This window comes from Paenibacillus oryziterrae (assembly GCF_042610485.1).
GTDB lineage: Bacteria > Bacillota > Bacilli > Paenibacillales > Paenibacillaceae > Paenibacillus_AQ.
On sequence record NZ_JBGJZO010000025.1, the window covers coordinates 18,804 to 39,928 of the forward strand.

Below are 21,125 nucleotides of genomic sequence, written 5' to 3' on the forward strand. Positions count from 1 at the left end.
ATCCAAGCTGTTATTTGGAATAAATCTCAGGCTTTAGTACTCCGATGTAAGGGAGATTCCGATATAACTCGGCGTAATCCAGACCATAACCTACCACAAACTCGTCAGGAAGGACAAAACCTGTATAATCAGCTTCCAGATTGACTGTGCGTCCTGCCGGTTTATCGAACAGGGTAACTACTTTAACAGAAGCTGTACCCCGGCCTTGAAGCATTTCAATCAAATAGCTGAGTGTAAGACCGCTGTCGATGATGTCTTCAACAATCAATACATCACGCCCCTGTATCGACACATCCAAGTCCTTGATGATTTTAACGACGCCGGAAGACTTAGTTGAAGCCCCATAACTTGATACCGCCATGAAATCCATCTCGACAGGTACTGTAATGACCTTAACCAAATCGGCCATGAAAATAAACGCGCCCTTCAGGACGCAAATAACCAGCGGGGTACGACCCTCGTATTCTGCGCTCAGCACTGCGCCAAGCTCTCTGATTCTTTGTTGAATTTCCTCTTCGCTGATCAAAATTTCCTGAATATCGTTCTGCAACTTGCGAACCTCCTAAGATATACTATGAAAGATTTACCTCAACCATTACAGCCCTTGCCTCTGTCTACACCTCTTCTAGAGACAGAAGAAGCACAGCTGTGGTCTGCCGCCCTACTGCGGCATGCATCGAGCGCCTTACGCCCGGAATCCAGACGATATTGCCAAGTCCATCACAAACCAGTGGGATACGGGAGCGTTCGGAAGAAGGTACTTTGTCATCGATATAAATATCTTTTACCTTTTTGCTTCCGTTTAATCCCATGACTTTTATGACATCACCAGGCAGTCTGGAACGAATTATCAGCGGCAAAACTAGCTCATCAGCGTCAAACCAGGCTGAAACTTTCGCTGATTCCTCACCTTTGACAACAGAAAAGTCTTCCTTCGCAAAAACATTCATCGTCAGGACCTTACCGATTTCACCCAGGAACAGCCGTGACTCTGACAAAGACAGCCGGTATGTATAGCTTTCCTGCTGCTGCGGAGGCTTGGACGAGAACAAAATAGTGTCATATTGCCGCACACAGGTTAGGCTTCCACCCAAATGAAGAGTCCAGGTGGTAGGAACATCCTGCAGCGTTCCACGGCGTACAGCTTCAATCTTGTTAAAATCTGATAAAGATTGATCCGCCGACAGATAATTTAATATTAGTTTAATCAAACGCCGTTGTAAAGCGGGAGCCAGCGCGGCAAAAGAAGCCCTGTTCAGCGTGAAATCCCCCTGCTTGTTAAGAACCAGCGCTTCAAAGCATTTGACAGCTTCCGCCTCCAGATATTCGTCCTCGGCTCCGGCGATTTCCGCAAGCTGCGTAAGCGATTGGCTTAACCTTCCGTTGTACTTCTCCAAGAAGGGCAGTACCTCAAGCCGGATCGCATTGCGCTTATATTTGGTCTGCAGATTGCTGGCATCCTCTGCGTAAGCATACCCTTCACTCTGGCATAACTCAACAAGAGCTGTTTTGTTAATACGCAGGAACGGACGAATGAGTTCCACGTTTTTTTCGGACCGCTTCCACCTCATGCCTGCAAGACCCGAAAGACCGCTTCCCCGCAGCAGCCGCATAAGCACCGTCTCGGCCTGATCGTCAGCATGATGCGCCAAGGCGATGGCAGAGGCCTTATACCGGTGTGCAGTGTCGATTAGGAATTCATACCGCTTTTTGCGGGCGGCCTCCTGCGCACCCAGCCCGCTATCCTTAATGAAGGAGGGAATATCAAAGACCGCCATTTCAAATGGAATACCGAGCTCTTCTGCCATTGCGCGAACGGCTTTTGCTTCCTCCACAGACTCTGCTCTGAATCCGTGGTTCACATGAGCACAGATCAGCGAAAGGGGCATCCGGTTCTGAGATATTTCATGCAATATACGCAAAAGAGCCACAGAATCCGGCCCCCCGGAAACTGCGACTACAAGGGTATCATGAGGTGACCAGAGCCCATGCTCTGCTGCGGCAGCAAGTACCGTGTCCACCAATCCATTTAATTGTTCCATATCCGGCTCCCCTTCTTGAAACGGATGCCCTCGCTAATCACGGACAACCGCTCCTTCTTCCCCGGCCGTTTGCGGCGATGAATTACCGGTATAATTCTCACACACGGCTGTATGTATTTCAGCATAAGAAAATGAGTTCAAAATCGAATAACCCAAACGATAGTAAAAATAAGCAGACAGATTGAGATCGCAAAGGTATTCTTCAGCCATCGTGGAGTTTTCATCCCTGACGGTCTCGCAGTCCGGGCATTGTAGACATGCTCCTTCCAGATTCCCAGAGCCTGTGCCGAGCCGGTGAACTCACCCCTCAAGGCAAGGCTCAGCCATGAAGCCAGCTTGCGGTTCTGCAGGTTACGGGTCAGCTTCAGCAGTTCCTCTACACTACGAGTCTGTGGCAACTGAGTAGCAGCAACCTTTAGTCCACCCTCATCCAACAGACGCAGACAAAGCACCGCAAATGAGAATAGATCATAGGCTTCATCGCCGGTACGGCTTCCCGCATTCCAGAAGCCCCGGTCATGCCACTCGGTAAACTGCTTTACACTTTTGCCAATAGGGCTAGCTCCACCATAATCGATAAGCTCAGCTTCACCATAATCGGACACCATCACATTCTCCGGCTTCAAATCCCCGAATATAAAGCCGCAATCATGCAGGCCACGCAATCTTTCGAGCAGCTTCAGACCGATCAGGCCGATCCACGATGGACCGTTCTTCAGGAGGAAATGGTGCAGCGGCCGGCCTTCCATGTAACGCATGACATAGAAGGGATCGTGATTACCATCCGCAAAATCATCCGATTCCAGCAGATATGCTGATTGGGGGGAACCCCTCCGATGCTCGTTCCGGTTACGGCAGGATTGCAGCGAGGTCAGCACATTGATCTCGGATTGCAGATCGAGTGTATCGTATCCGATTTTTAGCGCATAATGTCCCCGCCGGCCTTCCCGCTGCACGAGGTATACAGTTCCATTAGCCCCCTTACCCAGAAGCCGTTCTACAATATAACGGTTACCCCGCCACTTGCCTTGAATAACGGTTCCAGCCGGATAGGGCGGATTAGACGACATGCCCACCAAACATCCCTTCTCTTTCAACCTGGTATTCCGCCGGATGGCGGCCTGGATGCTCATCCAGTGTATCATAACGATAATGTTCAAGCACCTTGAAAATCGCTGGTCCCGTTGGTGTTGCCCCTCTCATCCGCAAGCGGGAGAACAGGGAGCGGATGCCTGACAAATCCGAAGTCCAGTCCGCATCAAGCATGATGTCTTCACTGCTGTCCCGTCCGGGAAAATGGAATACGGCAATTTGGCTGCTTCCTTCCCGCGCTTCCAGACTAAGTGCCAGATCCCGTATGGCATCTTCAACAGCCGCCAGCTTCGGCTTCATACTGGCACTGGCATCAATAAGCAATGCAATCCGCAGCGGCGAGGATTCCGTCAGATCGTCGATAACCGTAACAACCTGGGAACGCTGCAGCGGCGGCAAATCCTCCAGTGAACCATCACCCAGTATTTTTTTTACCTCTTTATTAACCGCCTGCTGAATCGTCTGAACCACGGTCTTGCGGGTCATCATCTGCATCGTTTGAGCCAACTGCGGCGTTCCGACAATGCGGCTAAGCCCGCCTCCCGCCTTAGCAATATTCTCAATCTCCCGGCGTCCCAGCTCTCCGATCGTACCGTAATCTACGACACCTACCACATTCACTGTAATCCCTTCCTGCAAAGCATGTGCCGCCGCCATAACCGGACTTTCTCCCACATTTGAGCATCCGTCCGTAATAAGCAGTATTTGTTTCATGCGTATCCGCTCCCCTTCGTTTCAAATGAATCTCCCTCTCTATCATTTCCAGAATTGAGAGAGTTCAAACGCATACTTGGGGAATGCTGATTAGCTTACGGTACGCGGGCGCTCCATTCTTGAAAGACCGGGCACGTGAAGATTAGACCATTCCGGACGATAATGATCCAACCGGCTGACTACGATTGTCATATCATCATGAATTTCATTGCCCTGGTAACGGATGACCTTATCCAGCAGACTATCCGCCAGATCCTGCGGATCATCGCCTTCCAGTTCCTGAATCAGTCTTTTCATCCATATTTCCTTATTAACGGCATAACCGGGCGCATCATAAATACCATCGGTCATCATGACCAAAATATCGCCTGGACGCAGCTGCATGCTGACCAGATCAACATCTATGTCCTGAATGATGCCGATTGGCAAATTGCTTGCCGAGATTGGGATTACCTCACTCCCCCGCCGGATGAAGCTTGGCGCCGAAGCGATCTTCATAAAAGTGGTCTGGGCCGAATACTGGTCAATCAGCGCCATATCGACCGTAGCATAAAATTCTTCCGGAGAACGCAGCATAAGAATGGAATTGACCGATTTGACCGCCAGCTTCTCATCCATGCCCGACTGCAGCAGTTTCTCCAGCATAGAGAGCGCAGCACTGCTCTCCATGCGGGCACGTTCACCGTTACCCATGCCATCGCTGATAGAGACGGCAAACGTCCCGTTTCCCAGCTCCCCGGTACTGTAACTGTCTCCGGACAGCATATCGCCTCCTTTGGCGGCACCCGCTACCCCCGTACTGACCTCAAAGGCTTTGGCAGAACCGAAGGTAACCATAGACAACCCTTCACGCGGATTCACTGCCATCTCACTGATGACCGCTATATTCTCTTCCAGAATATCGGACAGCAGCGGGGCAATCATTTTACGGCACTCGTCAAATCCCCGGGTATAGGCATGGATAATCTCAATCTCTACATGTCCCGGGTCCAGGCTCATGATATCGATGCTGTGAATAGATAATCCCAGCTTCTCAAGCGCCTCACGGATTTGCCCTTCCTGCCGGTACATCGCCTGGCCTTCACGTTTGATCTCCCGGGCAAGGTCTTCCATCACCTGAGAGACTCCGGATAACTGCTCAGCTACAAATTGGCGGCTGTCGTATATTTGTCTTTTCCATCGCATATCATGCTGGTAAAGACCGTATTCGCTCTTCATGACATCCAGCACCTCACCCGTTTTGCTGCAAATGCGGTTCCATTCAGGGGGAAGCTGTGCTGCTGTAATCTCAGGGCATTCCTCCACCGTGGTCATCATATCGGTCATATATCTATAGGTCTGATAAAACTTGGCATCCCAGCAATGCTTGCGGCGTATGCAGCCTGAACAGGCCTCTTCGGTTACCGCATTCATGAAATGGTCCATCTCCCGGCCCGATGATCCTGCTTCTCCCGAACGGGGAATTTGGCCAAAGCTGCTCGAGAGCTGCCTGAATACCTGCGAGAACTGGGTAACCCGCTCCGCGGTAAGGTCACGGACCCTTCTTGCATACTCATGCTGGGAGCGGCTATGATCCACCGTACCCGGCACATATTTAGCTATGGATGAAATAAGCGTCTTCGGGGTCACAAGAAATAACAGCACCGCAATACATGTCTCCCAGGTGGAGTTCATCATATCGTTTGGTCCCGTGAAATAGACCGAAAGAATGCTTGATCCGAGCAACATCCCAATGGATACGGCACCTTTTCGTCCGCCCTGCATCATCCCCGCCAGCATCCCGGAAAAAGCAAGCAGGCTCATCTGGTAGATAGCATTGATATCAGCCAGACTAAGGATAAGCCCCGTAACGACACCGACAGATGCACCCAGCGGGGCTCCGCCCGCCATGGCAAACAGCAGAATCAGATAACGGGACAACATATGTTCCAGTGATAAGCCGTTAATGGTCCAGCCTACCAGCCCTGTCATTACAGAGGCTAATAGAATAATCAGACAAAGGATCTCTTCGTTGCGCAGCATACGGCTTTTGTAGCGATAGGTAAGCAGCGGAAGCGCCTGCAGAAATACGAGGGTAAGTACGAATCCCAGCAAAGCATCCAGTGTCATCATCATGAAAGGATACCAGGATAGGGAAGGACCAATTACCGTCCGGAACAAGCCCACCATGAACGAGGACACGAACACCATCATAGGCGTATAGGAGATATCAATTTTTTGGAAGGTCTCCAGCCCTTTGTAGGTCAGGAAAAAAATAATCAGCTCGGCAGTGATTACAATTCCTCCGGGGAATGGGGTAAAGAGGCTACCGGCAATGATGGCGCAAGCTACTGGTAAGATGGAATCTCTTCGTAAGAACACCACGACCGCAAAATAGGCAACGGCGAATGGGGAAAGCTCGTCCAATATCATGGCTCTGCCCAGCAGAAACCCCATACAGGTCAGCAGCAGCATCCATTTCTTTGTGGCGAGAAACTGAAAGATACGCTGCCGCTCACACCAAGAGCTAAATCGTTCTGTCATCGCTTTCTTGTCCTTCTCGACGGCGTTGCCGGTTCTTGTCCACTCCGGTAAATTCATCACGTTGCCTTTATTCATTACCCAAAGCACCACCCGTTTGTAAATTTATGGGTCTCATTATATAGTGGTGCCACTGCTAAAGTTTGTCAGAACAGGAGGGGCGTCCATAAAAAGTTTCCGACAAAAAAGCCTGCCTATCCATCCTCTGTAGAATCTCGTTTCGCCTTGATGGACCGGGAGTTTATCTGCTTTGACTTTGTTTTTCATTCACCGGATGCAAGCTATACTTACACCATTTCGCCAGCGATTGCCCCATTGTTATGTGAGAATGGCATGGATGCTGTCGGCAATTTCTTGGGTCCCGACAAATAGCTCCAAAACGGTGACAAATCATTAAAAAAACAAAAAAACCGCATGAGGCCATAAGCCCCAGCGGTTATTTTAAATATAAGTAAGTCCAATTACACGTCATGCTATATCCTTGTATTTCTGCGCGAAATGCGACTCATCCTTGACAAGAACTGTCCAGCATTTCTTCTGTGATGCAGGATAATTAAGATTACACGCGTTTAGCCCCACGGCCTCCGCGCTTACCTTCCGTGTTCTTCTTGATCGAAGACATCCGTTCTTCGCTATCTTTCAGGAAGCGTGACATTTTATCCTCGAATGAAGGTTTACCGGCTGCAGGCTTGAATGGACGCCCTCCCCGTTCACGATTGAATCCACCGCCACCACCGCCGCCTTCGCGGCCGCCACCACCACCGCCACCACCAAAACGGTCTCCACCGCTTGGACGATCGGGTCTTGGAGCTCTAGGGGGACGTACTTCTGATGCGGGCTTATCAACAGCCTGCTTGATGGAAAGTCCGATCTTACCGTCCTTGTCAACGTTGATCACCTTGACGGTTACTACATCACCAATCTTGAGATGATCATTAACGTCCTTGACGTAATTATCGGCGATTTCCGAGATGTGAACGAGACCTGTGACACCTCCTGACAGATCCACAAATGCTCCGAAATGCGTGATGCCTGTCACTTTGCCTTCTAACTTGGTGCCCACTTCAATTGCCATAGAATAAAATGATCCTCCCTTAAAAATATACAGACCCATCTTAGTGTCTGCGGTGATTTGATTATACAGTAAAGAGCAATGCAAGGCAACAGAGCGGCGCCTGTTTTGGCCGCTTTATTACTCAGATTGTTCGGTTCGAATCGGTTTCTCCCCTTCGGGATAAATATTGTACCATTTACGCGCCAGTTGTCCGATATACTCATCATCATTCAATCTGGATACTTCATATTTCAGCTGAAGCAGCGATTTCGAAACATTATCGTTACTCGCCTGCTTCTTGGCCAGTTCCTCCTGCTTGTCCGCAAGCAGTACACTCTGGCTAAAAAAAGTATACCCTGCCCAGCTAAAAAATAAGGCTACACATACAAACCATATGAACCTGCGTCTCTTCGCACCGGCGGCTAAAGACTTCGTGTTGGTATTCTTTTCTTCTGTAGCAAATCTGCTCATCTTAGCCCCTCCAGTTCAAGGTCAGCGTTTCCATAGTTTGATGAACCATCCGTATCCTTCCGCGATCCGGGTTTTGGCTTTCAGCCATGGCTGCCATTTGGAGATCCATCGCACCGGCATAAACCATATAGGCTTTGTCAGCCAGCGCAGTAATTTAAGCACTCCCATAAGCACACGGCCCAGCAGACGAAGGATACCCAGAAAAAGACGCCATAGCCACTTTAGCGGCATTCCAATGACGACTGCAAGAAACCGTACCAGCAGCTTGTACACATACTGGAACCATCGAATTAACATTACCACAAAACGTTTAGCCGTGATACTAAAGAGCAAAAAATAGATCCATACACCTAGAAACAGTCCCAGAAAAGCATAAAACCGCAACTGCCCATCATTGCCGGCATACAGCATACGGAATACAAAAAGTGCGGCTGCCAGCCAATAGAGCAGATCAAGTGCGGCATTCAGCCACTTGGGAAAGTGCAGCTTGAAGGACAGCACCCGGTAGCTGTCATAAGCCAGACCCATCGCCCCACCAGCCAGCAGCATGTATAACAGTGTTACCCATTGAACTCCGGGATTCATTTGAACAGTTTGCGGATAATTCCTTTATTTTTGCCCTGCGTTCCGGGATCCAGATAAATCAGAGAATGAATATTGCCCTCAAGCGATAGTATTCCATTCTCCAGACTCAGGTTCTTAATATGTAAATGATTCCCGCGAATGGTAAGGTGCCCGAGTTCTGTACGCAGCAGAAACTCCTCGCTGTCAAAGCTCTCGACATTCTGAACGCCTGTCAGCTCCAGCTGCTTGCGGCTTTGCATGTGCAGATCATGCTGCTTGTTCACTTTTCCTGGTTCAACCATAGCATGTACCCCTCCTCCCTGGTCCTAATGTATGCCAAGGGTAGGCCGTATAGAACAATAGAGGCACGGTATGAATTGTCTATCTGGAGTATCCAAGTAAAGGATAATTCATCAAAAAGAGCGCACCTCTACTGTCGTGAAGGTACGCTCTCTCTTATTCCTTACCCGTTGAATGCTACCAGTCCAGGCCGTTGCTCTTCACAATCGGCTCTTCCCGGAGAAGCGTGTACATGCCTGCCGCTTCATCCTTACGGGTGGTTTCGACCAATTTCTCGACTTGGACCGTTACCAGTTTCTGGCCGAACTGCACCGTAATCTCGTCACCGATCTTCACCGTACTGCTCGGTTTCGCTTCCCGTCCATTAATCAGCACGCGGCCTTGTTCGGACACATCCTTGGCCACTGTACGGCGCTTGATCAGCCGGGATACTTTCAGGAATTTATCAAGACGCATTAGTTAACTGCTTCTTTAAGCTTGTTACCGGCCTTGAAGGCAGGAACTGTAGATTCCGGAATTTCAATCGTTGTGCCCGTTTGCGGGTTACGGCCTGTACGTCCGGAACGCTTGCGCGTTTCGAAAGTGCCGAAACCGATCAATTGAACTTTGTCACCGCTTGCCAAAGCTTCGGTAATTTCACCGAGGAAACCGTTTAGTACAGCTTCTACGTCTTTCTTTGCCAATCCGTTTTTCTCGGAAATGTTGTTGATCAGATCTGTCTTGTTCATAATTTGAAGTTCCTCCTAGGATACAAAAAATAAATGAAAGACTGCCTGCATCCAAATTCTGGCGCAAACCGTCGTTTCGTCTTTATGGTATTCTTGCTCTTCCTCTCGAATTCCTGCCGCAATCCGTCATTTTCTAACAAAAAACCGAGAAGCTGCAATCTTGAATACTGTAACATTATAAACCGCGATCCCTGCTTTAAATCAATAACTTGGAAGAAGCTGCTGAATTGCTCCCTTTAAATAGGGTTGCAACGCTGCCAACGACAGTCCATGTCACACTTAGCTTCGATGCACGAAAACTAGAGGTATCGTACTCTGTTAAGCTTTCGTTCCCTTATTTCATTGACCGCGTTCCTTAACCTTGGCTTCCTGCCAAAGCTCTTCCATCTCCTGAAGGCTGCTGTCTTCCAATCTGCGCCCCTTGTCCCTAAGGTTCTGCTCAATATAGCCAAAACGCTCCACAAATTTACGATTGGTGCGCGATAGGGCCTCTTCCGGGTCAGCGTCAATGAAACGAGCGGCGTTGGCAGCTGCGAAGAGCAGATCTCCCAGCTCCAGAGCTTGCTCCTCGGCAGGAGCGCCATTCTCAATAGCCTCCTGCAGCTCGTCTACCTCCTCGCGGATTTTGGCGAGAACATCACGAACGTCATCCCAATCGAAACCAACCTTGGAGGCTTTCTTTTGCAGCTTGTAGGCTTTCATCAGGGCAGGCAAATCCCGGGGAATGCCGCTGAGCGCGGACTGCGCTTCGGGCTGCAGCCCTTTGAGCCGCTTCTCCTCTGCCTTCATGCCTTCCCAGTTCTGCAGCGCCTCCTCGGCATTGCCCGCATCCTTGTCTCCGAACACATGAGGATGGCGGAAGATCAGCTTGTCATTCAGACCTTGAATGACGTCAAAAACATCAAAGGTCCCCACTTCCTCTTCCATCTGCGAATGAAGCATAATCTGCAGCAGCAGATCGCCAAGCTCTTCCTTCATATGCTCCGGATCATCCTCATCGATCGTCTCCAGCACCTCGTAGGTTTCTTCAATCAGGTTCTTTCGCAGCGATTCATGCGTCTGCTCCTGATCCCAAGGACAGCCTCCCGGGCTGCGCAGGATGCCCACAATCTCATGCAGGCGGGCAAACGTACGGCTGCGGATACCGCCATCACGGTTAGCAGGCACATAAATCAGGGACAAATTGCCATAGTCCTCGATCCGGTCCAGTTCGTATAGTGGAACTTTGTGAATCTGCTCAGCACCTTCCACGCCAAGGGCATGTCCGACAATAACCTCGTATTCAGGCGGATAAACTTCCATCAGGCAGAGTTTGGTTTCTGACGCCGTAAAGGTGTCGTACACCTGTCCGATCAGGGTGTGCAGCTCCGGCTGAAGCTGCGATCTGCGGATACCGGAAGCATCCAACAGTTGAAAGCCTTCAATCGGGTCAAAACCCAGCCGAACGAATGCTTCGTCTAGGAAGCTTTCTCCACCCATAATATGCAGCGTGATTCCCGCTTCCGGGCACCTGGCGCGAAGTAGAGACACCGCCGACTCCGCAACCATCGGGTGACCCGGAACCGCATAAACCAGCTGCGTACCCGCTTCCGCGGAACGTGATTCTTCGATAAGCCTGGCGGCAATCGCTTCATACACCTCCGGGAACGAGGATAACGATTCGTATAGCCCGTCGAAGGACTGTGAGGTTATGCCCAGCTCATCCAGTGCCGCCATGACCGGATGCTCCTTGGTCCGCACATAAACAACGGAAGCCTCCTTCAGCTTGTTAATGATGCCCAGTGTCAGCCGGTCAGGATTTCCCGATCCGAGGCCAACAACAGTTAATATCGCGCTCATACTGTTCCTCTCTTCTGCCCGCCAACAGAAATGGCGGGCTTGTAGTAATTATTTCGAAATGAAAGCTGCCGGAGTGTAAAGCTCCTTAGGCGGCTATGTAAATGAGTGTTGCTTCCGCCAATCCCGGCGGAGGTAACTAGCGGAACAGCCCCAGCTTCCGCAGCAGGTCCGCCAGGGACGGGCCGATGCCCGGAAGCTGGCGGAGTTCGCTCTCGCTGAGCAGCCGCAGGGCGACCGCGCCTACGGCGAAGGCGGCGCATCCTGCGGCGACGCCGAGCAGGCTCTGCGCCAGGCTCGCGGCGCGCCCGTCCAGGCCCGCTGCCGCGAAGGCCCAGCCGGTCCCCCGGCTGGCCGCAGCAGCGGCCAGGGCCAGCGCCGCGGTCAGCAGCGCGGGCCTGGCAAGGACATCTGCGGGGCGCAGCCGCAGATGGGCCTTGCGCCGCAGCAGCAGCACGTTCAGTGCTGCTGCGAAGAGATACGCGGCCACGCCGGCGATGGCCGCGCCCGTGATCCCCTGCTGCGGGACGAGCAGCAGGTTGAGCGCCGCCTTCAGTGCGGCGGCGGCAAGCAGGTGCAGCGCAGGAGCACGCGCTGCACCCAGTCCCTGCAGCATCGCCGCAGAGATGATGCTGACGGTCCCTCCGGCGGCGGTGAACGCCACCCAGGCGATCGTGGCCGTGCCGTCCATGCTGCCGTACAGGGCCGAATTAATCGGCCCGGCCAGCACCGCAAGCCCAGCCGATGCGGCCAGCCCAAGCAGCCAGAACCAACGCAGCGACAAAAGGCAGCGAAGCTCTATCAGCTTGGTGTCTCCCTTGAACCTGGCCTCAGCGAGGGACGGTATGAACACCACAGACAGTGAAGTGGCCAGCATCGTTACGAGCTGCACCAGCGGAAGCCCCCGGTTGTATATGCCGAATTGCACCATAGCTTCGCGTCCGCTTCCTTCAGCAGAGGAGAGCAATCTCGGAAGGGTGAACACGTCTACCAGCCCCATCAGCGGAAGAGCAAGCGCCCCCAGCATAACGGGCACCCCGTAAGACAGCAGTTGCCGGGTAGTCGTGCTTCCGGTAAGGCGTCTGCTGCCTTCCGCCGCAGTAGAGGTGCTACTCTCTTCCTTTGACTTGCTCTCTTCCGTGCGCTTACTGCCTTCAACCGCTCCACTGATTTTGCTCTTATCCGGATGCCGGGTGCCTTCGAGTATTATGTGTTCTGCACCACTGCCTCCCGCCTGTTCGGCGGCTCTGCCCGTGATGCGGCTGCGCCGGTGCCGGCGCCAATAGAGCAGCATGATAACCAACCCGGCAGCCCCTCCGCCGGCAGAGCCCAGCATAGCGCCGGCGGCTATCGACTCTGGTCCGGCTGCAATGGAGCTCAAATACAACAGGAGGGAGATCATTACCGCAACGCGGACCGTCTGCTCAACAATTTGCGACAGCGCTGTTGGGACCATATTGTGCAGACCCTGGAAATAACCACGGAGCACGGTCATGATAGGCACAACCGCAAGCCCCCAGGCAGCAGTCCTCAAGGCGTCAACAATATGTGAGCTGCCTACCCAGCGGGCAATGAGCGGTGCCCCCGCATAGGTGGCAAGAGCCATAAAGAGACCGCTGATTCCGGTAATAAGCGCGGATTTCAGCACGATCCGTTGCCCTTCCTCACCCTGTCCCCCGGCTTCCGCCTCCGCAACATATCTGGAGACAGCCGCAGGCAGTCCAAGCATAGTTACCGTAACAATTAAGGTGTAGATCGGATAAACCGTGTTATAAATGCCAAATACGGCATCACCGCCAAGATTCTGCAGCGGAATTTTTTGCAGTGTACCAATCAGCTTCGAGATAATGGCGGCAGCGCTAAGGATAAATGCGCCCTCCAGCAGTTTGGAGTTTGGTGTTCTGGGTTTCATATATGCATACCTGCTTCTACGGCTGGGATAAATGAATTTCTATATTATACCGTATGAAGGCCCTGCACAACAAAACTCCTGCCTCTCCGGTGAACCAAGTTCGCGGAGAAATGCAGGAGTTCTGTACTTAAAAATATTACTGCTCCATTTGCTTACCCAAAAATGCAGCAGCTGTTTCAGCCATCTTTACTTCCATCTGCGACATCTTCACGGCTTCGTCTTTATTGAGCAGTATTACGGTACCAATGGGGTCCCCGCCAGAAATAATGGGTGCCGCTACATAGGAAGACAGACTATCCGGATGATTTTTACAAATTTCGTACGATCCGCTGTTCGTTTCGAGAGTAGTTTTTCGATTATCCATACAGGTCTCCAGCAAAGTCCCAACCTGCTTCTCTAAATAATCCTTTTTAGAACCGCCCGCCAGGGCAATAAAAGTGTCCCGGTCAGAGATCATCGTAATATGTCCTGTGCTTTCATAAAGAGACTCAGCATATTCTTTGGCAAAATCGCCAAGCTCGCCAATCGGGGAATACTTTTTCAGAATAACTTCACCATCACGGTCTACAAATATCTCCAGCGGATCACCTTCACGGATACGAAGAGTCCGTCTGATTTCTTTGGGGATAACAACTCGTCCGAGGTCATCGATACGGCGTACAATTCCAGTAGCTTTCATTTCACATGTGCCCCGCTTTCTTAAGAAGTATGGTCCAACTACTGTCTTATGGGAAGGATAATCCCAGTGATTACTCTTGATATCTGAGCCTAGTATTCATCTCTTTCCAGATCCTTATACATAACATTACTTGATTAGAATTTCGGCCCAACAGAGGTCGATTTCATACAAAAATACCGCCCCGGATACCGGGGCGGTATTGAACTGAAACAGGGAAATACCGGAGTTCACCGGGAAAGGCCTGTCCATCTGAAATCAGATTTATTTAGCCGCTTCAGTTGCAGCTGGGGATGCCGACGGTTCAGTACCGCCATCAGTTGCTGCAGGTGCGGAGCTCTTAGGCAGGTTAATACTCTTCACGATTCCATCCAGATCCTTCTCCAGGAAAGTCTGCAGGTTCGCAGAAGCAACGCTGCTCTTAATTTGCTCTTTCTCGTCATCGGTCAACTGGTCAAATGTCTTCTCAGTACGGGACTCCACCTTCATTACATGGTATCCGTAAGCGGTCTCTACCGGATCGCTGATCGTATTCAACGGCAGGGTTTGAGCGGCTTTTTTAAACTCCTCCACGTACGTTCCAAGTGTTGCATCCTTATATTGACCACCAGCGTCCTTGGAGCCCGGATCTTCGGAATATTGCTTCGCGGTTTCTGCGAAGTCAGCGCCCCCATCGAGCTTAGCTTTCACATCCTGAGCCAGCTTCAGAGTCTCTTCCTTGGTGCGTTCTTTGCCTTCCGAATCTTTAAATTGGATCAGGATGTGACGAAGCGTAGCTACCGTAAAGTCACCTTTATTCTCCTCAAAATATTTAGTCACTTCTTCATCCTTAACCTTAAGCAGCATATCTTGATACACAGTCAATACGCGAACCATGTAAGTCCGGATGTCGCTTTCAGAGATTTTCTGTTCCTTCAGCGTGCTTTCATAGGTATCGCCAAGGCTTTCTTTCATCTTCGACACCTGAACATCGGCTTCTTTCTCGGCTTCCTTCTTCGCATCATCGCTCGCTTTGCCTGCCAGATATTCGAAGGCCACTTCCTGCTTCAGTATGGATTCCTTAAATTCTGCAATCTCCAAATACTGCGCCTGCTCCGGCGACAGGAACTTCATAACCTGCTGATCCATATTGAATTCGTTCTCGGTAATAGTACCGCCATCGTAAGTTGCTACGGCCGCGCTTGTATCCTCGGCACTGGTATTGCTATTGTTATTACTGCATGCAGACAGCATGGAGAAGGACACTGCGGCAACTAGCGATACCAGCAGCACCTTCCATGATTTTTTGTTATTTAACGACATTGTGTAATTCTCCCTTCGATTTAAAAGACTGTTTGACTTCCCCCAGGAACTCTTCGAGCAAGCCAAGCAGCTCTTTATCCCCAAGCCCTTTTGACTTCACCCGGATCGCTGCTTTCGCGTCCCTATCAAATTGTACACGTCTTTCGTAGCGATTTCCAATCTTAGCGAGCTTTGCCGTATCAAAAGCACCGGTACGCCCTTCATAGAAGTTGAGCGAGACTTCCTCGCCCCTTCTGACCATGGAATCGATGCCGTACATTTTGCCATACACCTTCAGCCTGGCGACGGCCAGCAGATTCTCCACCGCTTCCGGAAGCTCTCCGAACCGGTCGAGCAGCTCATCCGCAAGCTCTGCCGCTTCATCAAACGAGGTGACGGCTGCAACCTTTTTATAAATTTCTATTTTTTGAATGCTGTCATAAATATACTCGGATGGAAGATAGGCGTCTATCGCCAAATCAATGACAGTGTTGCCTTCTTTCAGCGATGTGTCCTCTTCGCCCAGTACAGTTACCTTCCGCTTACGGATTTCTTCCGCCAGCATCTGTGAATAGAGATCGAAACCAACGGAAGCAATGAAACCATGCTGCTCCGCCCCCAGCAAATTACCTGCTCCACGAATGGAGAGGTCACGCATCGCTATTTTGAACCCGGAACCAAGCTCCGTAAATTCCTTAATCGACTGCAGACGTTTCTCCGCAACCTCTGTCAGCACCTTGTCCCGCTGATACGTGAAATACGCATAGGCAATCCGGTTGGACCGGCCGACACGTCCGCGCAGCTGATACAGCTGGGAAAGTCCCATCTTATCGGCATCATGTACAATGAGCGTATTGACGTTAGGGATATCCACGCCGGTCTCGATAATACTGGTGCTGACGAGCACATCATACTCTCCGTCTAAGAAATCGAGAATGGTCTTCTCTAGCTCCGACTCTGACATCTGTCCATGACCGATACCGACCCGCGCTTCCGGAACCAGCATGGAGATCTGCGCCGCCATTTCCTGAATTCCCTGAACCCGGTTATACAAATAGTACACCTGGCCGCCACGGGCCAATTCGCGCTCTACAGCTTCTCGTGTAAGGGTTTGGCTATGCTCCACCACATACGTCTGTACCGGAAAACGGTTCTCCGGCGGTGTCTCAATAACCGACAAATCACGTACACCCAGCATGGACATATGCAGTGTGCGCGGAATTGGAGTTGCTGTCAGTGTGAGGACATCGACATTGGTCTTCAGCTTCTTCAGCTTCTCCTTATGGGTAACGCCAAAACGTTGCTCTTCATCGACAATCAAGAGGCCCAGATCTTTAAATACAAGATCTTGTGAAAGCAGGCGGTGAGTGCCAATGACTATATCAACCGTACCTTGCCGGACACCTTTAATGGTATCGTTCTGCTCTTTGCGACTGCGGAACCTGCTCAATACCTGAATGTTAATCGGATAATTGGAGAACCGCTCCCGGAAGGTTTCATAATGCTGCTGGGCCAAAATCGTCGTCGGTACCAGCACGGCCACCTGCTTGCCTTCTATCGCCGATTTGAATGCGGCGCGAATTGCCACTTCGGTCTTGCCGTAGCCTACGTCGCCGCACAGCAGCCGGTCCATCGGCCGGTTCTGTTCCATATCCTTCTTGATCTCTTCAATCGCCCGAATCTGGTCGCGTGTCTCCTCATACGGGAAAATCTCTTCAAACTCGCGCTGCTCCTGTGTATCCTTCTCGAAACCATATCCCATGGCGCTTTGACGCTCGGCATACAGCTTGATCAGATCATCGGCAATGTCCTGTACAGAAGAACGCACCTTATTCGTTACCCGGGCCCATTCGTTTCCGCCTAATTTATAGACCTTTGGCTCCTTATCTTCAGAACCTACATATTTCTGAATCAGATCGATCTGCTCGATAGGAACAGAAAGCTTGTCGCCTCCGGCGTACATAATGTGCATGTAGTCCCGGTGGATTCCGCTGACCTCAAGCGTTCCAATTCCCATGTACTTGCCGATCCCATGATTCTGGTGAACCACATAATCGCCGATCTTCAGCTCTGTATAGCTCTTGATTCGTTCGGCATTATCGATTCCCTTCGAAACTTTGCGCGCCTTGCGCTGCTTCTGGGAGAACATTTCACCCTCGGTGATGACCGCCAGATGAATGGAAGGCAGCTCAAAACCTGAGCCCAGGTTCCCCTGAATGATGGTGGGCTCTTCAATTCCATAGTCATACAGCACCCGTCGGACACGTTCAATCCGTTCCTCACCGTTTGCGAGCATCATAACCTTCACGCCGGACTTATGCCAGCGCTCCATTTCAGACTTCAGGACGTTCATTTGGCCATGAAAATCCTGCATCCCGCGGCTGATAAAGCCCAGAATGTTCTGTGGTTGAACATGAGGAACCTGACGCAGGAAAATAGACATGAATAAGCTCTGGAATGGACGATGGTACATGACCACATCCGTATCCACGGAGAGATGAAGATCCGGCAGGTTTTTGCCGTTCTGCAGCAAATGCAGGTTCCACTCCGACTCATCGCGTTCAAGCTGCTTCGCCGTCTCCAGAAGACGCGCTGGCTCGTCAAAAATAAGCAGGGTATCCTCAACCATATAATCATATAAATGCGTGCGCTCCGGGTAAAGGAGACTGATATATTTATAGATTTCCGGAAAATAAGTACCCTCCCGCAGCATTTCCAGCTCCCGGCCTATCTCCTCACGCAGACGAAGTTTGGCCTGCCGGTCCGTCATTTTCTCCAGCTGTCTTTCCAGCATGGCAGCAGCTTCGGAAGCAGCGTACCCCTGGCGGTTCTTATCAGCGATAATCTCCTTGGAAGGTGTGATGGTTACACTGCGAACCTTATCAATGGAACGCTGATCCAGCGGGTCAAAAGTGCGGATCGAATCGACCTCATCGTCAAATAGCTCCACCCGGTATGCCAAGGAAGAAGTCATGGGATAGAAGTCAATAATGCCCCCCCGTACACTGAGCTCTCCGCGATTCTCTACACGTTCTACACGCTCATATCCCATAGTAATCATGGACAGCAAAAAATCCTCCAGCACAAGCGTCGCATCCTGGGAAACCGTAACCTGTGCCAGGGCCATAACCTGCGGTGAAGGCAGCAGCCGGCGCACACCGGAATACGGAACGACCACAATGCCACGGAAGCCCCGTGCACATCGCGTCAGGACATCAATACGCTGAGCCAGAGTCTCGGGACTTGAAACTGCGGCTTCGGCAGCAACCAGCTCATTGGCAGGATACAGCAGCACCCTGTCAGGAGAAAGCGCTTCCTGAAGATCCTCAGCCATTTTCTGTGCCGAGAACATATTATGGGTAACGATAAGGAGTGGACGGGAAGTCTCCTCGTGCAGCGCAGCAAGCATAATCTGCCTCGCTGATCCAGAGAGTCCAGAAATCAACTGCTCTTTCATTCCTGCAGCAACGCCCCGGGTTACAGATTGAAAATCGGGGTCTTTGGAAAAAGCTTCTATAAGACCTTGCAACAAAAGGCGCACCTCTCTTACTGAACAGGCCAAGCGGCCGCAGCCGCCACTCCTGTCATAATTAAAATCGAAAAGAAGCCTCAGCTGTGAGGCCAAGGCTTGCGGATGGCGATAAGACAAGCACCGCCTCCACTACTGAAGCGGACTGGCCAGCAGACTAAGCTCCGGGTTATTATCCAAGGCTTCCTTGCAGTAATCGCAAGTCACCTTCACCGTGATCTCGCCACCTGAATCATACGCAATTATATCTCTGCGCTCCGCAGGGGTCAAGGAATGAAGGCCAAGCTGCATCTCTGTAGCCTCGCTTCTATCAATGCTCCCGAGAAATGTTCTGCAGTGCCTGCAAACATAATTTATTGCCATCTATATGCCTCCTGAAGGTAATGTATGCCTTCAGTATGCCCTCATCCTCCGGGGTTTAGCCGAATCTTCCCATTACGCTGTTCTATCCGTTAAATTTAGCCATCGTCTGCTCGAACGTATGCTGCAGACTGTACTCAAGCGCATCACACGTACTTTCTAGCATGGTCTTCAGTTTATCGCCTTCTTTCTTGGGGAAAGAAGATAACACATAGTCCACTACGGCAAATCCCGGCTCGGGACGGGAGATTCCCATCCGCACACGGTTGAACGTCTGCGTACCTGTATGCTGGATAATAGACTTGATTCCGTTATGCCCTCCGGGACTACCCTGATATCTAAGGCGTACTTTACCAATCTCTGTATCCAGATCATCATAGACAACAATCATATCCTCAAGCTTCACTTTGTAATAATCCATGTAGGCACGGACCGCTTCACCGGAAAGATTCATAAATGTCATCGGTTTGATGAGTACCGTCTTCACTCCGCCGATATTGCCCTCACCGATCACGGATTTACATTTGCTCTGGTTGAAGGCAATCCCATGTCTGCCCGCAAGCTCGTCTAAAGCCATAAAGCCTACATTATGCCTGGTCTTGGCGTATTGCGAGCCCGGATTTCCTAATCCGACTATCCATTTCATGATGAAACCTTTCCTTTCATACAGACTCTCCGGCAGGAGATGTCCATTTTTGGTACAATATCCTTAACTGCATTTTACTTCGAAGACAGGTGATGAGCTTATGTTACATCAGGGTGAGATTCTGACGCTGCAACGCCATTTTCAATATCATATTCAATACGCTGTACCTGTTGAAGTCTTCAGGGGCAACGAACATATTGATATCGGGGTACTCACAGCCGCAGATGACCATTTTGCCGAGCTGCAGGGAACCCTTTATAACCGCAGATTATTCACATTCATATCCCGTCCCGGTTATTAGGACGGGGTCAAGCCGGTATTACACGATAAGGGTTACATCTCCGTAAACGGGGGTGTAACCCTTTAATATAGACTTATCATTCTCTGAGAACAGAATAACCGTCCTTAGCAGGATGGAGAGGCTGTTTCTCTTTGTATCTTATTCAATCTCGAACAGCTTACTGATGGACAACTCTTCGTGCACGCGGATAATGGCTTCACCCATAAGCGGAGCTACCGAAAGGACCTTCAGCTTGGAAGTCGGGTTCTCGCTGCGGATTGGAATCGTATCCGTTACAATAATTTCTTTGATCGGAGAGTTCTCCAGACGTTCATGCGCAGGTCCCGATAATACAGGATGCGTACAGCAAGCATAAACTTCCTTCACGCCGCCCTCCATCAGAGCATTGGCTCCCAGAACGATTGTTCCGGCTGTATCGATGATATCATCAATCAGAATCGCCGTTTTGCCTTCAATGTTACCGATAATGTTCATTACTTCGCTGACATTGGGTTCCGGACGGCGTTTATCAATAATCGCAAGCGGAGCATTCAGGAAATCAGCAAGCTTTCTTGCCCGTACTACACCACCATGGTCCGGAGATACAACAACGGGGTTCTGGATTTGTTTGGAGCGGAAATATTGGGCCAGAATCGGCACGCCGAGCAAATGATCTACCGGGATATCAAAGAAACCTTGAATCTGCATGGCATGAAGATCCATCGTAATGACACGGTGAGCGCCTGCTTTTTCAATCAGGTTAGCAACCAGCTTGGCCGTAATCGGATCACGTGAACGGGCCTTACGGTCCTGCCGGGCATATCCGTAGTAAGGAATAACAACGTTGATGCTCTTGGCGGAAGCCCGTTTCAAGGCATCTACCATAACGAGCAGCTCCATCAGGTTGTCATTAACCGGGCCACATGTAGATTGGACAATATAGACATGGCATCCACGTACGCTTTCGGACAGTTTAACCTGGATTTCTCCGTCACTGAAACTGGTCGTATGGGATTCACCCATGGGAATACCGATGTAATCGGCAATCTGATGAGCAAGCTTGGGGTTGGAGTTGCAGGTAAAGATTTTTAACTTGGAATCACAATAAGTCATAACGTTT

20 protein-coding genes are annotated in these 21,125 nt (G+C 50.7%); 1 reads left to right on the forward strand and 19 read right to left on the reverse strand.

Going from position 1 to position 21,125, the window contains the following annotated elements; genetic code table 11:
- Window positions 1-10 precede the first annotated feature (10 nt).
- The 18 genes from hpt to pth form a co-directional block, all read right to left on the reverse strand.
- Window positions 11-550: a hypoxanthine phosphoribosyltransferase gene (hpt, locus tag ACAN55_RS20130; protein ID WP_379137017.1), complete on the reverse strand. Its 540-nt coding sequence runs from the start codon at window positions 548-550 to the stop codon at window positions 11-13.
- A 64-nt stretch (window positions 551-614) separates the two neighbouring features.
- Window positions 615-2,042, reverse strand: a complete 1,428-nt coding sequence (gene tilS / locus ACAN55_RS20135) for a tRNA lysidine(34) synthetase TilS (protein ID WP_379137019.1) — start codon at window positions 2,040-2,042, stop codon at window positions 615-617.
- A 137-nt stretch (window positions 2,043-2,179) separates the two neighbouring features.
- Window positions 2,180-3,112, reverse strand: coding sequence for a serine/threonine protein kinase (locus ACAN55_RS20140; RefSeq protein WP_379137022.1), 933 nt, complete (start codon window positions 3,110-3,112; stop codon window positions 2,180-2,182).
- Complete coding sequence (locus tag ACAN55_RS20145; protein ID WP_379137025.1) at window positions 3,102-3,848, reverse strand: vWA domain-containing protein; 747 nt, start codon at window positions 3,846-3,848, stop codon at window positions 3,102-3,104. Before ACAN55_RS20145 ends, ACAN55_RS20140 begins: the two co-directional genes overlap by 11 nt.
- A gap of 90 nt (window positions 3,849-3,938) precedes the next feature.
- Window positions 3,939-6,446, reverse strand: coding sequence for a stage II sporulation protein E (gene spoIIE, locus ACAN55_RS20150; protein ID WP_379137028.1), 2,508 nt, complete (start codon window positions 6,444-6,446; stop codon window positions 3,939-3,941).
- A 481-nt stretch (window positions 6,447-6,927) separates the two neighbouring features.
- Window positions 6,928-7,443 (reverse strand): S1 domain-containing RNA-binding protein, encoded by a 516-nt coding sequence (locus tag ACAN55_RS20155; protein WP_379137031.1) that lies wholly within the window; start codon window positions 7,441-7,443, stop codon window positions 6,928-6,930.
- 117 nt (window positions 7,444-7,560) lie between these two features.
- A complete protein-coding gene (locus ACAN55_RS20160; RefSeq protein WP_379137033.1) occupies window positions 7,561-7,893 on the reverse strand; it encodes an FtsB family cell division protein in 333 nt (110 codons plus the stop codon).
- 21 nt (window positions 7,894-7,914) lie between these two features.
- On the reverse strand, window positions 7,915-8,478 hold the full coding sequence (gene yabQ / locus ACAN55_RS20165; protein WP_379137035.1) for a spore cortex biosynthesis protein YabQ: 564 nt from the start codon (window positions 8,476-8,478) through the stop codon (window positions 7,915-7,917).
- Window positions 8,475-8,759: a sporulation protein YabP gene (yabP, locus tag ACAN55_RS20170; RefSeq protein ID WP_379137038.1), complete on the reverse strand. Its 285-nt coding sequence runs from the start codon at window positions 8,757-8,759 to the stop codon at window positions 8,475-8,477. The genes yabQ and yabP overlap by 4 nt, the downstream gene beginning before the upstream one ends.
- A gap of 175 nt (window positions 8,760-8,934) precedes the next feature.
- The gene (locus ACAN55_RS20175) at window positions 8,935-9,213 is read right to left on the reverse strand and encodes an RNA-binding S4 domain-containing protein (protein ID WP_379137043.1); all 279 of its coding nucleotides are present in this window, start codon (window positions 9,211-9,213) and stop codon (window positions 8,935-8,937) included.
- Window positions 9,213-9,485, reverse strand: a complete 273-nt coding sequence (locus ACAN55_RS20180; RefSeq protein ID WP_379137046.1) for an HU family DNA-binding protein — start codon at window positions 9,483-9,485, stop codon at window positions 9,213-9,215. Before ACAN55_RS20180 ends, ACAN55_RS20175 begins: the two co-directional genes overlap by 1 nt.
- A gap of 339 nt (window positions 9,486-9,824) precedes the next feature.
- The gene (yabN, locus tag ACAN55_RS20185) at window positions 9,825-11,324 is read right to left on the reverse strand and encodes a bifunctional methyltransferase/pyrophosphohydrolase YabN (RefSeq protein WP_379137048.1); all 1,500 of its coding nucleotides are present in this window, start codon (window positions 11,322-11,324) and stop codon (window positions 9,825-9,827) included.
- 136 nt (window positions 11,325-11,460) lie between these two features.
- On the reverse strand, window positions 11,461-13,233 hold the full coding sequence (locus tag ACAN55_RS20190; RefSeq protein ID WP_379137051.1) for a putative polysaccharide biosynthesis protein: 1,773 nt from the start codon (window positions 13,231-13,233) through the stop codon (window positions 11,461-11,463).
- A gap of 136 nt (window positions 13,234-13,369) precedes the next feature.
- Window positions 13,370-13,912, reverse strand: a complete 543-nt coding sequence (gene spoVT, locus ACAN55_RS20195) for a stage V sporulation protein T (protein WP_379137053.1) — start codon at window positions 13,910-13,912, stop codon at window positions 13,370-13,372.
- A gap of 261 nt (window positions 13,913-14,173) precedes the next feature.
- A complete protein-coding gene (locus ACAN55_RS20200) occupies window positions 14,174-15,211 on the reverse strand; it encodes a peptidylprolyl isomerase (RefSeq protein WP_379137055.1) in 1,038 nt (345 codons plus the stop codon).
- Entirely contained in the window at window positions 15,198-18,722 is a 3,525-nt protein-coding gene (gene mfd, locus ACAN55_RS20205) for a transcription-repair coupling factor (RefSeq protein WP_379137057.1), read from the reverse strand. The genes ACAN55_RS20200 and mfd overlap by 14 nt, the downstream gene beginning before the upstream one ends.
- A 129-nt stretch (window positions 18,723-18,851) precedes the next feature.
- Window positions 18,852-19,082, reverse strand: a complete 231-nt coding sequence (locus ACAN55_RS20210; RefSeq protein WP_379137060.1) for an anti-sigma-F factor Fin — start codon at window positions 19,080-19,082, stop codon at window positions 18,852-18,854.
- Window positions 19,083-19,164: 82 nt separating this feature from the next.
- The gene (pth, locus tag ACAN55_RS20215; RefSeq protein WP_379137063.1) at window positions 19,165-19,725 is read right to left on the reverse strand and encodes an aminoacyl-tRNA hydrolase; all 561 of its coding nucleotides are present in this window, start codon (window positions 19,723-19,725) and stop codon (window positions 19,165-19,167) included.
- A 100-nt stretch (window positions 19,726-19,825) separates the two neighbouring features.
- Between pth and ACAN55_RS20220 the strand changes: the two genes are divergently transcribed.
- The gene (locus tag ACAN55_RS20220) at window positions 19,826-20,026 is read left to right on the forward strand and encodes a hypothetical protein (protein WP_379137066.1); all 201 of its coding nucleotides are present in this window, start codon (window positions 19,826-19,828) and stop codon (window positions 20,024-20,026) included.
- Window positions 20,027-20,164: 138 nt separating this feature from the next.
- On the opposite strand, the gene ACAN55_RS20225 is transcribed toward ACAN55_RS20220, so the two are convergent.
- Entirely contained in the window at window positions 20,165-21,118 is a 954-nt protein-coding gene (locus tag ACAN55_RS20225; protein ID WP_379137068.1) for a ribose-phosphate diphosphokinase, read from the reverse strand.
- Window positions 21,119-21,125 lie beyond the last annotated feature (7 nt).

What these genes read in the sequence shown, in the direction of transcription:
- ACAN55_RS20145 (WP_379137025.1), bottom strand. Translation starts at nt 3,848, where the DNA reads ATGAAACAAATACTGCTTATTACGGACGGATGCTCAAATGTGGGAGAA.
- ACAN55_RS20175 (WP_379137043.1), bottom strand. Translation starts at nt 9,213, where the DNA reads ATGCGTCTTGATAAATTCCTGAAAGTATCCCGGCTGATCAAGCGCCGT.
- ACAN55_RS20180 (WP_379137046.1), bottom strand. Translation starts at nt 9,485, where the DNA reads ATGAACAAGACAGATCTGATCAACAACATTTCCGAGAAAAACGGATTG.
- tilS (WP_379137019.1), bottom strand. Translation starts at nt 2,042, where the DNA reads ATGGAACAATTAAATGGATTGGTGGACACGGTACTTGCTGCCGCAGCA.
- ACAN55_RS20190 (WP_379137051.1), bottom strand. Translation starts at nt 13,233, where the DNA reads ATGAAACCCAGAACACCAAACTCCAAACTGCTGGAGGGCGCATTTATC.
- yabP (WP_379137038.1), bottom strand. Translation starts at nt 8,759, where the DNA reads ATGGTTGAACCAGGAAAAGTGAACAAGCAGCATGATCTGCACATGCAA.
- yabQ (WP_379137035.1), bottom strand. Translation starts at nt 8,478, where the DNA reads ATGAATCCCGGAGTTCAATGGGTAACACTGTTATACATGCTGCTGGCT.
- ACAN55_RS20160 (WP_379137033.1), bottom strand. Translation starts at nt 7,893, where the DNA reads ATGAGCAGATTTGCTACAGAAGAAAAGAATACCAACACGAAGTCTTTA.
- ACAN55_RS20140 (WP_379137022.1), bottom strand. Translation starts at nt 3,112, where the DNA reads ATGTCGTCTAATCCGCCCTATCCGGCTGGAACCGTTATTCAAGGCAAG.
- ACAN55_RS20200 (WP_379137055.1), bottom strand. Translation starts at nt 15,211, where the DNA reads ATGTCGTTAAATAACAAAAAATCATGGAAGGTGCTGCTGGTATCGCTA.
- ACAN55_RS20225 (WP_379137068.1), bottom strand. Translation starts at nt 21,118, where the DNA reads ATGACTTATTGTGATTCCAAGTTAAAAATCTTTACCTGCAACTCCAAC.
- spoIIE (WP_379137028.1), bottom strand. Translation starts at nt 6,446, where the DNA reads ATGAATAAAGGCAACGTGATGAATTTACCGGAGTGGACAAGAACCGGC.
- pth (WP_379137063.1), bottom strand. Translation starts at nt 19,725, where the DNA reads ATGAAATGGATAGTCGGATTAGGAAATCCGGGCTCGCAATACGCCAAG.
- ACAN55_RS20220 (WP_379137066.1), top strand. Translation starts at nt 19,826, where the DNA reads ATGTTACATCAGGGTGAGATTCTGACGCTGCAACGCCATTTTCAATAT.
- spoVT (WP_379137053.1), bottom strand. Translation starts at nt 13,912, where the DNA reads ATGAAAGCTACTGGAATTGTACGCCGTATCGATGACCTCGGACGAGTT.
- ACAN55_RS20155 (WP_379137031.1), bottom strand. Translation starts at nt 7,443, where the DNA reads ATGGCAATTGAAGTGGGCACCAAGTTAGAAGGCAAAGTGACAGGCATC.
- yabN (WP_379137048.1), bottom strand. Translation starts at nt 11,324, where the DNA reads ATGAGCGCGATATTAACTGTTGTTGGCCTCGGATCGGGAAATCCTGAC.
- ACAN55_RS20210 (WP_379137060.1), bottom strand. Translation starts at nt 19,082, where the DNA reads ATGGCAATAAATTATGTTTGCAGGCACTGCAGAACATTTCTCGGGAGC.